Source organism: Bacillus sp. UNC437CL72CviS29 (assembly GCF_000482345.1).
GTDB classification, from domain to species: Bacteria; Bacillota; Bacilli; order Bacillales; family Bacillaceae_G; genus Bacillus_A; species Bacillus_A arachidis.
The window spans coordinates 20202-34522 of sequence record NZ_AXVB01000027.1 but is presented as its reverse complement, the minus strand read 5'-3'; the positions used below and the strand labels follow the sequence as shown (position 1 = coordinate 34522).

14 protein-coding genes and 3 pseudogenes are annotated in these 14321 nt (G+C 34.6%); all 17 read left to right on the top strand.

Annotation, left to right across the window (positions count from 1 at the left end; genetic code table 11):
• Positions 1–49 precede the first annotated feature (49 nt).
• The 17 genes and pseudogenes from M014_RS0118700 to M014_RS0118625 all read left to right on the top strand — a co-directional run bounded on the left by M014_RS0118700 (position 50) and on the right by M014_RS0118625 (position 14308).
• Positions 50–319 carry a WXG100 family type VII secretion target gene (locus tag M014_RS0118700; RefSeq protein ID WP_026593078.1) on the top strand — a complete coding sequence of 90 codons (270 nt, stop codon included), beginning with the start codon at positions 50–52 and terminating at the stop codon, positions 317–319.
• An 82-nt stretch (positions 320–401) separates the two neighbouring features.
• Entirely contained in the window at positions 402–3074 is a 2673-nt protein-coding gene (locus M014_RS0118695; RefSeq protein ID WP_026593077.1) for a tetratricopeptide repeat protein, read from the top strand.
• A gap of 26 nt (positions 3075–3100) precedes the next feature.
• Positions 3101–5764: a hypothetical protein gene (locus tag M014_RS0118690; protein ID WP_026593076.1), complete on the top strand. Its 2664-nt coding sequence runs from the start codon at positions 3101–3103 to the stop codon at positions 5762–5764.
• Between the two features lie 71 nt (positions 5765–5835).
• The gene (locus M014_RS0118685; RefSeq protein ID WP_026593075.1) at positions 5836–6270 is read left to right on the top strand and encodes an SseB family protein; all 435 of its coding nucleotides are present in this window, start codon (positions 5836–5838) and stop codon (positions 6268–6270) included.
• A gap of 60 nt (positions 6271–6330) precedes the next feature.
• Positions 6331–7569, top strand: coding sequence for a WXG100 family type VII secretion target (locus M014_RS27235; RefSeq protein ID WP_081811087.1), 1239 nt, complete (start codon positions 6331–6333; stop codon positions 7567–7569).
• 21 nt (positions 7570–7590) lie between these two features.
• The gene (locus M014_RS0118675; RefSeq protein ID WP_026593074.1) at positions 7591–8097 is read left to right on the top strand and encodes a hypothetical protein; all 507 of its coding nucleotides are present in this window, start codon (positions 7591–7593) and stop codon (positions 8095–8097) included.
• A 462-nt stretch (positions 8098–8559) separates the two neighbouring features.
• A pseudogene (locus M014_RS30225) lies at positions 8560–8709 on the top strand (pre-toxin TG domain-containing protein); the annotation flags it as partial.
• A gap of 33 nt (positions 8710–8742) precedes the next feature.
• Positions 8743–8886 (top strand): hypothetical protein, encoded by a 144-nt coding sequence (locus M014_RS30220; protein WP_231503972.1) that lies wholly within the window; start codon positions 8743–8745, stop codon positions 8884–8886.
• A 79-nt stretch (positions 8887–8965) separates the two neighbouring features.
• Positions 8966–9520, top strand: a complete 555-nt coding sequence (locus M014_RS27610; protein WP_026593073.1) for a nucleotidyltransferase domain-containing protein — start codon at positions 8966–8968, stop codon at positions 9518–9520.
• Between the two features lie 13 nt (positions 9521–9533).
• A complete protein-coding gene (locus tag M014_RS0118660; RefSeq protein WP_026593072.1) occupies positions 9534–9908 on the top strand; it encodes a hypothetical protein in 375 nt (124 codons plus the stop codon).
• 229 nt (positions 9909–10137) lie between these two features.
• A pseudogene (locus M014_RS30700) lies at positions 10138–10435 on the top strand (pre-toxin TG domain-containing protein); the annotation flags it as partial.
• A gap of 146 nt (positions 10436–10581) precedes the next feature.
• Positions 10582–11198 (top strand): annotated as a pseudogene (locus M014_RS27225) (HNH endonuclease).
• A 17-nt stretch (positions 11199–11215) separates the two neighbouring features.
• Positions 11216–11683, top strand: a complete 468-nt coding sequence (locus tag M014_RS0118650; RefSeq protein ID WP_026593071.1) for a DUF6985 domain-containing protein — start codon at positions 11216–11218, stop codon at positions 11681–11683.
• Between the two features lie 192 nt (positions 11684–11875).
• Positions 11876–12040 (top strand): hypothetical protein, encoded by a 165-nt coding sequence (locus M014_RS29355; RefSeq protein WP_155924350.1) that lies wholly within the window; start codon positions 11876–11878, stop codon positions 12038–12040.
• An 18-nt stretch (positions 12041–12058) separates the two neighbouring features.
• The gene (locus M014_RS0118640; protein ID WP_026593070.1) at positions 12059–12415 is read left to right on the top strand and encodes a hypothetical protein; all 357 of its coding nucleotides are present in this window, start codon (positions 12059–12061) and stop codon (positions 12413–12415) included.
• A 457-nt stretch (positions 12416–12872) separates the two neighbouring features.
• Positions 12873–13316 carry a hypothetical protein gene (locus M014_RS29745; protein ID WP_231503971.1) on the top strand — a complete coding sequence of 148 codons (444 nt, stop codon included), beginning with the start codon at positions 12873–12875 and terminating at the stop codon, positions 13314–13316.
• Between the two features lie 17 nt (positions 13317–13333).
• Entirely contained in the window at positions 13334–14308 is a 975-nt protein-coding gene (locus tag M014_RS0118625; protein WP_026593068.1) for a hypothetical protein, read from the top strand.
• The last annotated feature ends 13 nt before the right edge of the window (positions 14309–14321 follow it).

Genomic DNA, 14321 nt, shown 5'->3' with positions numbered 1-14321 from the left:
TTATAATCTAATTGTTACAATATTAATTGATTGAAAGGGGAAATACAGGATGGAAATTAAAATTACGCCTGAAGAACTTGATCGAATTGCTGGTAACTTTATTAAAGCAGCAGGTGAAGCACAACAACAAATCAATAACCTTGGAAATGACATTGGTAATTTAAATGGTCAATGGTCAGGGTCAACACAAGCAAAATTCAATGCGAATTTTAATGAAGCTAAACAAGAAATGAACAAATACATTCCAATTCTACAACACATTTCTGATGAATTGAAAAAGATTGCTACTAACTTCCGTAACGTGGATAACTCATATTAATAGTAGAACAATTGCAAAAGGCCAGGAGCTATTGTTCCTGGTCTTTTCTTTAAAAATCGTCATATGAGAGTAAGGGGATAAAATGGGATTTCGACCAGAAGTAGGAGAAAAAATATCTTTTCATACAGATGTTTATAGCTTTACAAAACATCCAGCAGTTATTGGTATTGAAATGCCATATGGACAAGAAGGTAGACAAGGGATTGTATACCAGCTCCAGCATGAAAATAGTCCAGAAAGAATTGCATTAAAAGTTTTTAAAGAACGCTATCGTGATGAAAAACACCAGCTGGCATTTTTAAAGCCGCTTTCTCATCTAGTAGGGCTTAAAGTATGTTCACGTTACATTGTTACGAAAGAGGAACACACAGCAGCTATTGAGAAGTCAGAAGAACTTGCTAATAGTATTGTGATGCCGTGGATCGAAGGACCAACCTGGGCAGATATTTTACAAGAACAAAAATTCTTATCAAAGCAACAATGTTTTTCGATTGCCGAGGCGTTTCTTACAACGTTAAAAACAATGGAAGAGAATGAAATTGCACATAATGATTTATCATCTAGTAACATATTAATTCCTTATTTAAGTGAGAATCCAATTGAAGGTCAACATCATATTGAACTTGTTGACGTTGAGCAAATGTATGGTCCAAAAAGCAAAAGGCCTTCTCTGTTACCAGCAGGTTCAGCAGGCTATGCGCCACAATTTTTAAAGGGGGGTGTATGGCAAAAAGAAGCAGATCGCTTTGCTGGAGCCGTTTTACTAAGTGAAATATTGGGTTGGTGTAGTGAAGAGGTACGAAATAAGAAATGGACAGATGCTAGCTATTTTAAAACGGAAGAAATGCAGACAGAATGTGAACGATATACATTGATTAAACAGGTATTACGTAATCAATGGAATGAGCAACTTGCGCAGTTATTTGATCAAGCATGGAATAGTAAGAATTTCATAGGATGTCCGAGTTTTGCACAATGGTACGATGCATTTAATAGTGTTAGAGATATGATTAAAATTGATGCGGAGAGAAAACTAGAAGAAGAGCAGTCTCTTTTTGTATCGAAATGTTTGGAAATTGCAAGATTACTAGAAGAGAAAGGCTTTAAACAAGCAGCGTTATTTGAGTATAAAACGATTTTCAATTCATCACATCCATCAACTGCTCTAAAACAAGAACTAGCTTATATCATTCGGACGATAGAGAGTCAAGAACCTGAAATGAATCACAAACGGGTGCTACATGGTTATTTGGAATTAGCTACTGAATTGGAGAGAGAAAACAATGCACATTTTGCTTGTTTCGTCTATTCACGAATCGTACAATTTCCAAACATTGATCAAGCGCTAAAACAGGAAATTGAGAGTATCATTGAAGAGATAACAGAACAACAAGAGGCAAATGTAACTGAAGAAGTAGCTGCTACAACAGTTCCAAATAGCATTTTGCAAAACCGTAAACAGACAAAGAAACAAGTTGAATATGATATAGATGATGAAATTTTAAATGCCAAAGCGTCGAATCAACCGCTCACATTAACACATGAACAAAGAGAACCATCTGCATTCTCAAAATGGTGGGGTAAAAATAAAAAGCGTATACTCATTGTTGGGTCCATTGTAATTGTAGTTGTTGGGGGGACATTGTCGTATTATTTCTACACAAAGAACTCAAAATACCAACAATTTATGGAACAAGCACAGCAAGCGTATCACGATAAAAAATATAAATTAGCAGAAGAAGCTGTAACCCATGCTATCGCAGTAAAAGGAAAAGATGAAGCACATCTTCAATTAGCGACAGTTTATGTTGCGGAAGGAAAAAATAAAATCGCTATCGACTATCTTACTAAATTAATAAAAGATAGAGAAATTGATAAAGACAATAAAGAAGCAGCATATTTATTAGCCACAGCAAACTTTCGGATTGGAAAATACCAAGAAGCAGTACCGAATTTTGAACAGGCACTTGCAAACAATGCAAAAGGAATTGAAATGTATAAAAAAGATGCGATGCGTGACTTAGCCGTTAGTCACATGAAAATGAAAGAGTTTGAAAAGGCGGAAAATGTAATCGTTAAAATGAGTACAAATACAGACGAAGATAAGGCAATCGTTTCTTATTTAAAAGGACAGTTAGCAACTGTAACCGTCCAATTAGATAAAGCTGAAGCATTCTTTAAAGAAGCTATTAAGCAAGACGACAAAAATACTACATATGTAGTTGAACTTTCCAATCTATATGTACTTTGGAATAAGACGAATTTAATTGATAGTGCAAAAAAAGAAGGCAACTACCAGCAAGCATCACAAGTATTGCAAAATGCAATCCAAAAGAATCCCCAAAATATTGAGTTATTAAATCAATTAGGAATCGTTTACTACGAGGCGGGGCAGTTTTATGAAACACGTGATGGTGGCAAGAGTAATGCTGCATATCAGGAGGCCTTAAAGGCATATAACGGGGTTGTAACTAGCGGTATGCGCGACATAAATACACTTGTTAATATAGGGATTTTATACGACAAAATAGGACAAGGAAATGAAGCAGAACGTTTTTTCTCTGAAGCATATTCGCAAAATGATGAAGACCCACATGTGAATTTTGCGTACGGAATGTTTAAAATTAAGCAAAAGAAATATGAAGAAGCAAGTCGATTCTTAAGAAAAACTGTACAAGCTAATGAAAACCAAGCTGAAGTACAAACGGCACAAGAAAAGTTAGCAGAAATGAAAACAAATGGCTGGATCCAATAAAGATGGGGAATGGGGAGAAAAGCGATATGGAAGAAAATAATAATTTAGGTAAGAAAGTAGCAATATCTATTATGTCAGCAGCTTTATTAGGTACATCCGGATATCTTATTTATGATAAAGGTTTCAATAAAGCTGACAAAGAAGCAGTAAAATTAGCAAGTAATACAGAAGAGAAAAAGGATGATCGTATTACCGGTGGAAACGGTTTACAATCTATGTTTCCTAATTTAATTAGTGACCCAGCAAAAAAAGATGAAAAGCCAGGAGAAAAACCAAATTTTAACTTAGCAGACCTAATTGGAAATAATAAATCACCAATTACACCAGTAACCTATAATCCAAACGAAGTGGCAGTTGATAAGAAAGAGCCGGAATTTAAATTATCTGATGCACCAGCACCACCAAAGGTTGACTTACCAACTAATATGGGGGGGCCGGTGGTAGATCCGAATAAGCCAGTAGATCTGAGTAAGCCAGTAGATCCCGGTACACCAGTGGATCCGGGTAAGCCAGTGGATCCGGGGAAGCCAGTAGATCCACCAGTGGTACCAGAGCCGCCAGTGGTACCAGATCCACCAGTGGTACCACCAAAGCCGCCAGAGCCGCCAGTGGTACCACCAAAGCCACCAGAGCCGCCAGTGGTACCACCAAAGCCACCAGTGGTACCACCAGATCCGGATCCGGATCCTACACGCCCAACGATAACAGTATCGCCAAAAACGGGTGATATTTTAGTGGAATGGTATACGACAAATGGAGATAAATATAGTACTGTGTTCTTTGGGGAGTTTTATAAAGCACAAGGTCATATAAAATTAGTTGATGGCATGACGAATACAGATGATCGTGATCAACTACAACTTCTTTCTCAAGTTGGTGCCTTACCAAATGATGCAAAAAAAGCATCTTTACTATTGGGTATTTCAGATTCCGCTCAACTTGAGAAGGCGGGAAGTTCAAATAATGAAAAGTTATTCTATATAAGAAACCAACTTGCTTTATTACAAGATCCTGCTTTTAAAGATCAAGAATTTGACCGTTTTAAAGAAAATAAGAAATATGTAATAGAAAAGTTGTCTAAAGATATTTACGACGTAGCGATTCAGGAAGAAAAGGAAGATTTAAATGCAGCTTTGAGTAAATATTATTTATTAACCTCTGTATTACAAGGAGTAAACGAAGACTTGCAAAGAGATGCTTACAATAGAGTTCAAGTTATTTTTAATCAGATGCTTGAAGATGAATTAAAGAACATGGTGCAAGATAAAGTTGATATTCCAACTGTACCAGATTTAAACCAAGATCAAGAACAAAAAACAGTATCTGAAAATGAAAAGAAACAAGAAGAAAAGTCAGGTAGTCAAGAAGATAAGAAACAAAAAGAAAAGTCAGGTAGTCAAGAAGGTAAGAAACAAGAAGAAAAGTCAGGTAGTCAAGAAGGTAAGAAACAAGAAGAAAATCCAGGTGGTCAAGAAGACAAGAAGCAAGAAGATAAACAAACTCCTGGACAATGGGCTATTGAACAAGTTGCACAGTATATCAATGAAGGAAAATGGAAAGAAGCAATTACACTAGCAGATTATTATATTGATCAAACAAAAGAGGCAGAGAAAAAATTATTACAAGATCAGCAGAAGGATGCAGTAGAGAAATTGTTAGCGCAATCTAATTCTGAAGAAACTTCCCCAGAAATAGCGATACAAAACTATCATTTTATCTTAAATGTGAAAAATGTAGTTGCTGAGCAAAAAGAGCAAGCAAAACAACTTTCATTACCTGCGATGTTAGAAGTAAAAGCTGATGAAGCATTAGTAAAGAAAAATTATTATGATGCAGTATCATATATGGCAAATTCTATTCGTAACGGAAATAAATATGTTCGTGCATTTGAGAAGTTACAAAATAGTACGAATTTACTTTGGGACCAAGCAAATGGAGAATGGACACGCTTAAAAGGTAAGACAGGTTGGCAAAGTGAAGCGAAAAAATCTGTTCAACCATCTTTAGAATTGATATCGTACTTGAAAGACATTTCTCCAGCAATTGTTGAGGATGGAAGAGTCAATGAAGTTATTAAAAATGCAAATCGAAAACTAGAAGGAATTCAGCTCCTAAGCTTAGCGGTTTACGAGGACAGTAAGAATGATGAAGCAAGTCAATTAAATGCTTTATACTATTATGGACAAGCTTATGAACGTGGTACTGCTGATGCGGGAGATATGAGTAATATTTTAAATAAATTGATTAATAAGGTACGGAATATTGAAATATCAGATCCAACAAAAGCTACTAAATTATACCAAATTATCTATACAACTCCTGGAGCAAAAGATCTTGGTTTCCAAGATGCAATCCGAACTGCTATTAATTATTTGAGTGACTTCAATGTTGCTAATCAGTCTTTCAAAAATTATGCTAAATCGTCAAATGTTAAAGATATAGCAACAGCTGTTTTTTATGCAAATGAGGCTATAAAAAATGGTTATTCAAATGATCAAAGTAAAGAGACAATGAGAATAATTACTCAGACAATGATTAAGGCGGGGCAACATGCACTAACAGGAAATGACTTAAACACTGCATATATGTACTTTGAGTTTTTAACACGTACAGAGTATGAGTTCATTCCTCAGGATATTCGTAATCAAGCGGATGAAGGAATAAAAGCTATAAAAAGTGCTACAAAATAATAAGGAAATAGAGTTCGCCATCTTATCTCAAGTAAGATGGCGAATCTATTCTCATTAAGGGGTGAAAGAGGATGAGTTTACTAGAAATTTGTCCGTTAGATGAGGCGCTAGTAGAAGCATTGCAGAATGAAGAAAAAAGAGGGCATTTTTACGATGTTTTACAAAAATCAAATTTATACGTTGTCGCTTCTGTAGAAGGGGATACAAATACAGATGAAGACGGCAATTTGATTTCTACAGATAATACACAATTACAAATTCATTATTTTGAAACGGAAGAAGGATTAATGTTACCGCTTTATTCAGATTTAAAGCATTTAGAAACAGTGATTCCAGAAGAATGTCCGTATGTTTGTATGAATGCTGTTGAATTATTACAGACAGTAGATTTAGAGGCGAATGTGATTTTAAATCTAGGGACACCATTTCAAAAGTTATTTGTAAAGGAAGAAATCGAAGCCATTTGTGATGGTAGTATTTTTGATATTTTTTCTAAAGAAGTATAAGTAATAATGGATGCAGTTCCTGCTCTTTTTGGTATAAAATAGAGGAAGGTGGGAGAAGGTTTGGAGATTAAAGTCAAACCCGAACAACTCGAACAAATTGCCAAAAACATCTCAAAAATGCAGAGACACAGCCAGAATGTACAACAAGATCTTAATCAAGCGATGTTCAGTATTCAAATGCAGTGGCAAGGAGCAACGAGTCAGCGTTTTTACGGGGAGTATGTGCGATCGACGAAACTAATGGAAAGGTATATACATAACTTACAAGAAACAGAAAAAGATTTACGGCGCATTGCCCAAAAGTTTCGTCAAGCAGATGAAGAATATAAAAAGAAACAAGCAGAAAAGGCAAAAGAAACACCAAAAAAGAAAAAGAAAGAAGAAAAATCGTGGTGGGAAAAAGGGTTAGATGAAGCAGCGGAATTTTTCGGTGTAAACGATGCGATTAGAGCAGTTACAGGAAAAGACCCTAGCACTGGAAAAGAGCTATCTACAAAAGAAAGACTCATTGCGGCAGGCTGGACGATTTTAAATATTACTCCGATTGGAAAAGTTGGAAAAGGAATTAAATTTGTTGGGAAAAAAGTTGGAAACGCAATTCTTGATGGAGCGAAGAAAGTATCAAGTAAGCTACATGAAGGCGTATCTTTTTTGGCATCAAAAGCAAAAGGGCTAAGTAATAAAATAGGGGATCTGTGGAATAAAGGAAAAACGAAAGTTAAAAACGATTTTATAGAAGCTGGTAAGGCATTCCGTTATGGGCTGAAAAAAATAGGAGAGTATGTGCCGAAATTTGGTGGAGGCCCTATTCCTGTAATGGAAGGTGCAGGCAAGATTCCTAGTGGAGGAAAGCAGTCTCTGAAAGATGATGTGATTCAGTTTATGAAGGAGACTGGGGAGAAGGTTTTTGGTAGTGGTGAGAAGGATGTTGTTAAGGAAGCCAGTGGAGCTATTCCAAAAATAGAAATTAAATATCCTTTAAGTTCAAAAAATATCAAACATATGAATAAACACAATATTGATTCAATTAAAGTGCAATCTAAGTATCTTTCAGATAAACAATTAGCTGAAAAGTTGGGAGACAGCTTTTTTAATCCTAAATGGTCTAAAGAGGAAATCAATAAATATTCTGAAATAGCGTATAATGATTTAAAATCTCAAGGGAAAGCAGGTGATGTGTTTGAATATGAAATTGCTGGGGAAAAAATAAATGTTTTTATACATCCAGATGGAAGGTTCGGAACTGCTTACGGAAACCATAGATTTACAGTTGATGAAATAAGAAAAATGACAAAATAAATATAATTGAGGTAGTGCAAAATGTTTAAGATAAATTTCAAAGTGTTTAGTGAAACTTCGAGTGAAGAAGAATTAAATGGTGAAGAAGGCTATTTTCAAATTGTTATTGAAGAGGAAGAATATGGTTTGTTTTTACCAGAAGAAATAGATGAATTTGCAGTATCAATTTACTGGTGGTTTTATTATTTTTTAGAAGCATTGATAATTTTAAAAAATGATAACTATGTGTTAATCAGTGACATAGAAAAAGCAGAAACTTGGTTAGAATTAAGGAAAGAGGAAAATAATATATATATAAGTAAAGTTAAAGCGAATAAAATAGAAAGTGGTGGTCCTGTAATCACCAATAAGTTGCCAGATTTGACATATCCATATTGGCAAAATAAAGAAGTTGATTTTACAATTTTTGAAAATGAGGTGTTAAATAAATCGCTTATTTATATACAAAAGCTGAAAGAAATCAATAAACCAAATAATAAGGATATTATAAAATTGGAGGAATTGTTCAATAAAGCTGATACTCAGTAGAATAATTTTTTAACATTGAATTGATATTTTATAAGGGTCAACAGCGAAAAATTGTCATTGTTGACTTTTCCTATATTAAAATTATTTATAAAAAATATACTTCTGCCCCAAGAAAGCCAGCGGAGTTGATTTTCTAAAAAGTAGTCTATTTTGCTAGATTCCGAGGGTGAAGAAATAATCTTTTAGAAAAACAAGATTAAATGTTAAAGCAAAAGACGGGCATGTTAAGCTAGGTGTGTTCGAGAGTATATACAAAGACATTGCTATTTTGTGAGTTTCTCGATTACCGGTAAAGAAACATATCCACTTTACAACGTTATTTAATGAAGCTTTTGTCTATACGATCTGAACTGGAAGATGTAAATAGTCTTCCAGTTTTTTATTGAACTGAAAATAGATATAATTAAAAAAGGAAATGTAAGTTATTTAGAAAAACGATGAGAATTTGTTTGGGAATTTCAGATAGAAACTGACTTTTTCTATATAAACGATAGTATCAGGGTATTTTTAGGTGAAAATCCCGTCACTGGCAAAGAGCTATCCACAAAAGAAAGACTCATTGCGGCAGGGTGGACGCTACTAAATTTTGTACCAATTGGAAAAGCCGCGAGCCTTGCTGGAAAAGCAATTAAGTATGGCGGAAAGATGGTCGTAGGAGTAATAGAGAAAGGTGGAAAAGCCCTTCTTGATGTAGCGAAGAAAGTACCAAGTAAAGTAAAAGAAGGTGTATCTTTCGTTGCTTCTAAAACGAAAAGTCTTGCTGATAAAGTAGGGGGATCTGTGGAATAAAGGAAAAACGAAAGTTAAAAACGATTTTATAGAAGCAGATAAGGCATTCCGTTATGCGATGAAAAAATTGGGAGAGTATGTGCCGAAATTTGGTGGAGGCCCTATTCCTGTAATGGAAAGTGCAGGCAAGATTCCTAGTGGAGGAAAGAACCTGCTGCAAGATGCGTATCAGTATATGAAGGAGACTGGGGAGAAGGTTTTTGGTAGTGGTGAGAAGAATGTTGGTAAGGGAGCTAACGGTTTAAAAATTCCTCAGGGATTAACAGAAGAACAGTTTTCCAATATGAGTAACTTATTAAAGAGTGAATTAGGAAACATAAGTGATGATATATTTGTACAAGGTAGTAGAGCGGGAGGAACTGCAAAATTAACATCAGATATTGATATAGGTGTCCGTGTAAGTGAAGAGCAATTTGAAGGACTTGTAAAAAAATATTTTGGAACTCCAAATCCAGGATCCGCAAAAGAAAGAACTATGCTTCATGCTTTAGAGACTGGAAAAATTCAAGCGGGTGAAGCTAAATTGAGAGGACTCCGAAAAGAAATAGAAAATTTATTAGGGATAGAGGCTGATGTCTCTATAATTTTAGAGCGTGGAAAATTTGATAATCCACCATATATACCTATTAAATAAGGAGGAGTATAGGTTGGAAGATTTATATTGTAAAGTTTTTATAAATACTATTCAATCAATTGAAGAGTTAACTGAAAAAATTTCTGTTTGTTTACATTTGGCACATGATAAATTTTTTTCTATAGAAGGTGATTATTTCAGTGTTGATGTTATAAAAAATAAAGAATTTGATGAAGAAAAATCGAAAGAATTTCCAGATGGCTTTCTTTACTTTCCATATTTTTTAGATATTGATACATCTGATTATAATAAAAGCAGCGATTATAAAAAAGAAATCAAAAAATTGCTTGTGTTTTTGTGGGAAGAGGGTTATCAAGTAGTTGCCTCATGTGATTTTGAAAATGAGCTACCGTATAAAGGTGGATATAACCAAAGAATAAATTATTGAAATTTATAATTGGAATTGCTAATTTTGCTAGAGTCTGAGGAAATAGAAATGTAGAGATGATTTAATTCTTTTTATAGTGTTATTTATAGGAGAATTTATCTATACGATTTGAACTGGAAGATGTGAATAATCTTCCAGTTTTTTTATTGAAGTGGAAAAAATCTAATTAATAGAAAGAGATTTAAGCCATCTATGACAACTAAGAAACATTGTTAAAAGCTTCTATTAAGCAGCGGGATTTATCAGTGTAAATGATGATATCAGAGCAGTTACAGGTACATATCCATGTACAGGTAAAGAGCTATCCATAAAAGAAAGACTCATTGCGGCAGGCTGGACGCTACTAAACTTTGTACCAATTGGAAAAGCCGCAAGCCTTGCTGGAAAAGGAATTAAGTATGGCGGAAAAATGGTCATAGGAGCAATAGAAAAAGGCGTATCTTTCGTTGCTTCTAAAACGAAAAGTCTGGTTGATAAAGTAGGAGACCTGTGGAATAAAGGAAAAACGAAAGTTAAAAACGATTTTATAGAAGCTGGTAAGGCATTCCGTTATGGGCTGAAAAAAATGGGAGAGTATGTGCCGAAATTTGGTGGAGGCCCTATTCCTGTAATGGAAGGTGCAGGCAAGATTCCTAGTGGAGGAAAGAACCTGCTGAAAGATGCGTATCAGTATATGAAGGATACTGGTGAGAAGTTTTTTGGTAAGGGTACCGGTAATAGAGATGCTGATATTCCACCAGCCTTCAAGCAAGAGGAATTTGCTAGTACATATGATTCAAGATTCAAGCAAACACCCGCAGAAACGAATTCAAATGTCGTTTTTGAAGGGGCTAGAGGTGAGTCTTTATGTACCCTAAAACCACCACCAGATCCTACGTTACAGAAAATCTTAAATGAGGCTGGTATTAATGGAATTGAGTATAAAAATGGAGTTCCTGATTTTTCACCTGTAGCAAAAGCGCAAATTGAGATTGAATACATGTTAGCAAGACCGGCAAGAACGGAACAAAAGCTAGAACTATTAATTTTAAACAAGCAGATCAAAAGTTGGCTGAACAACTTAACAATTCACCAGAGTTGGTAAGCAAGTTTGGAATGACTTCTGGGAAAATTAAAGCAGGAGACATTGCAGATTATCGAGAAGAATACAGGTTTACGTGGCATGAATTAAATGATGTGAAGACTATCCAACTTGTACCATCAGAAATAAATGGCAAATTTGGGCATCTTGGCGGCATAGGAGAGATAAATGCAGGAGCGTTTAAGTTAGGAGGATTTGTCAATAAATAGAAAGGGAGAAATTCAAAATGAAAATAAATGATACAGTTTTTGGTGAGCTTGAATATGATTATGTCTGGAGTAGAGATACTACCATTGAGTTTTGTGGAAAAGAAGCCGATATTGCTTTGATGATAGATGGTGAAGAAGATGGAGAATTTAGTGAAAAACAGTATGCTTCGTATAATTCTTTAATACAAAATTGGGGACATCTTCAACAAAGTATTTTGCAACCAATTCTATATTATTACAAACAAAAACGACATGAGCTTGGGTATGATGTTTCATATAATGAAAATTATCCTTTAATTGAAACGATTGATCAACTTCTTGAAAAGATCAGGCTTGTGGGGATTTATGTCCTATCTGCTAGACGCTTTGAAGGCAGATATATTGGACTAACATTTGACTGTACATGGGACATGGAAAATGGGGTAGGCATTCGTCTAATAAATGAAGAAGTAGCTAGGGTAGGATACCAAGACGCTGCAATTTAAATATCACTATTACACATAAAAGATTAGTTCGTTTTGGAAGTTAACGGAAAAAAACAGTAGAGATAAATACTAGAAATCTCTGCTATTTTTTTATATGCAAACGGAAAAATTAATCTTGAAGGTTATTTCTATCGTACATACTATTTAATTGATTTAAAAATGCAATTTGTTTCAATATATGGAAAATACAAGATGTATCAGCTTGGCGGAAAAATGGCCGAGGGTGGGAGCCGTGTATTACCTTCCTTTAAGGGGTATGAACCAGCTGGAAACGATATATTAGTAGTGGTTCAGCGTAGGTCAGTAAGCATCATACATAAAAGAACTGTTCATCTAAATTATTTAGAAGAATTTTAATGGAAAGGAGAATAATAGATGAGTAAAATAGCAATTAAAATAAGCCCTAATGGTCCATTTAATAAATATGCAGTATCCTTAAGGAAGTATACTGGTTTAGGAGTTACAGAAATAAAAAATAAAATTGAAAACAAAGATTTTTTTGCCGAAACGGATGCGAATGATATTGATGATATGGAGAATTTAAAAGGGTTAGTTGATAATTTGTTGAAGTTAGGTGCAGAAGTAAAAATATTTGCCAGTGATGAATATGGCGAAGGGATTTTTAATTATCAAGAAATTTCTTACGACGAATTTATTAATAATATTGACCGATTAAAAGAAATTATGGGAGAATTACAGGATTATGATGATGCTTTGTCTAACGAAGTTTAATTTAAAAAAATTAAATGCTATGAATTGGGTTTAATAATTATTATTGTGAAAATATATGTTAGGAGCTTGTGTTAGTAAAGTAACATAAGCGGGTGATAAAGCTCATGGTTCTAAAACTGAAAATACAAAAGCACATAAGACAAATGAATGAAAAAGAATGTATTTTTGAGGTGGAAAGAAAAAGAAGTAGTTTAATAAGGTTTTACATGGTTTGCTTTTTTATTGTGAGAGTTTAAGATTACAACATAGGGTACGAGTAAAGGTGGCCCTGGCAGTAATATTTCAGACAGTATCTCAAAAGAAATTAAAAAGTTAGATAAAGAAATAAATAGATTGAAAAAAGAGGAAAATGACAAAGAAGTCAAAAGATTAACGCAAGAAAGAAATAAATTGGACAACAAGTTGGATACGAAAGATGTTATTAGTGATCATTATGACTTGGAGGTTGCAAAGGAGTATGAAAAAAATCGATAATTCTAAATGTTTCTCTTATGATAAAGGTGATTTTGGGGAAGAAGTGACAAAAATCTTAGCTAGACAAAATAATTTAGGTAAAGACGTTTCCGATCTATTCCAAGTGGGGGGAAACGGCATAGATGCAGCGTTCCTATCGGAAGGGCCGCCGCCAAAGTTAACGATTATTGAATCGAAGGCATCAGATTCCGCTAGTTTTAGTTACTCGGATAAACAGAAAAAGGGTGGAGATACGTACTTCCAAGACATGGTTAAAAGCAAAGATCCTAGGTATGCCAGTTTCAGAGGTAACTTAGCGGAACTGAGGAAGAAGAATCCTGGTCTACAATTCGATTTTATTAGAGTTGAAACAGATATCAAGATCACTGATATTGGATTCGGCGTTGATGAGTTACAGGTAAAGGACTGGAATAAGAAAATAGATTAATTCATAGGGAGGATACAATGATAAACCAAAAAAAGTTAGAAATGGCTTTTAAAAGATATAGCAAAAATTTTGTGGATGGAATCAAATTTGAAGATGTTAAAGATGAATATAATGTTAGTAGAAGAGAGATTGAGGAAATCGTTGAGCAAAATGAAACAGAGAAAGATCACATACTATTAATAAATCTAAGCCCAATTTCTTCATATCACTTGTCACTATGGAAAAGTGATGTATTGATCAGCGGTGGAAACAATGTAGAAGGATTAAAGAACATGCAGAAGGTCTTATTTTACCAGTGCATGGGACAGAATCTCTATACAATCAGGTATCCTGGGATGATGTTGGAATATTCGTTTAGCGAAGTCGTCTTCACATTAGTTCATTTTGCAGTGTATGGATGGGAGAAAGAAGAAAATATATTATATGATTTTATGGCTCATCACTTCGGTGGACATTTAATGGATGCCAATGAAGAGGATAGACATATTTGGTTTTTGCTAGAGCTGTACTTGCAGTATAAAAATAAAACCATCAGGGGAACGAATGAAAAATTGCATCTAGCCGTGATAAATAAGTTTAAGGAAGCTGAACTACGGTGCGATTTAATCCCTGAAGACCTGAACATTTATGATGAAGTGCTGGGACGTTGGTCGACTGGTGATTTAGAAGAAATAGAACATCTAATTTCGATCATGTCTCAGTATCATTCTGCATTAGCTTCTGAAATCGGACAGCTAGGTGAATTTGGTGATTTCGGATTCGGATTTTATCCTTTTGAAATCTTATTCTTGATCTATGTAAGGAAACAACTAGGGTTGCCAGTACCTACTCAAATCGATAATTTCCTGATGAATACTCCAGAAGCGAAAATGGTATTTGGAGAACGTGAGCCATACCCAGAATGGGATCCCGTGCTTCAGATGATCGATCAATTTTATCGTAAAAACTACCCAGAATATATTCCTAACAAGCATGGAGAATTATTTCAATAAAAGGGAGGAAGCT

Bases quoted from the DNA above. Each gene is read 5' to 3' on its own strand.
- M014_RS0118675 (WP_026593074.1), top strand. From the start codon at position 7,591: ATGTTTAAGATAAATTTCAAAGTGTTTAGTGAAACTTCGAGTGAAGAA.
- M014_RS0118625 (WP_026593068.1), top strand. From the start codon at position 13,334: ATGATAAACCAAAAAAAGTTAGAAATGGCTTTTAAAAGATATAGCAAA.
- M014_RS0118650 (WP_026593071.1), top strand. From the start codon at position 11,216: ATGAAAATAAATGATACAGTTTTTGGTGAGCTTGAATATGATTATGTC.
- M014_RS30220 (WP_231503972.1), top strand. From the start codon at position 8,743: ATGGTCGTAGGAGTAATAGAGAAAGGTGGAAAAGCCCTTCTTGATGTA.
- M014_RS0118685 (WP_026593075.1), top strand. From the start codon at position 5,836: ATGAGTTTACTAGAAATTTGTCCGTTAGATGAGGCGCTAGTAGAAGCA.
- M014_RS0118700 (WP_026593078.1), top strand. From the start codon at position 50: ATGGAAATTAAAATTACGCCTGAAGAACTTGATCGAATTGCTGGTAAC.
- M014_RS0118690 (WP_026593076.1), top strand. From the start codon at position 3,101: ATGGAAGAAAATAATAATTTAGGTAAGAAAGTAGCAATATCTATTATG.
- M014_RS29745 (WP_231503971.1), top strand. From the start codon at position 12,873: ATGAAAAAAATCGATAATTCTAAATGTTTCTCTTATGATAAAGGTGAT.
- M014_RS0118640 (WP_026593070.1), top strand. From the start codon at position 12,059: ATGAGTAAAATAGCAATTAAAATAAGCCCTAATGGTCCATTTAATAAA.
- M014_RS0118695 (WP_026593077.1), top strand. From the start codon at position 402: ATGGGATTTCGACCAGAAGTAGGAGAAAAAATATCTTTTCATACAGAT.
- M014_RS29355 (WP_155924350.1), top strand. From the start codon at position 11,876: ATGTATCAGCTTGGCGGAAAAATGGCCGAGGGTGGGAGCCGTGTATTA.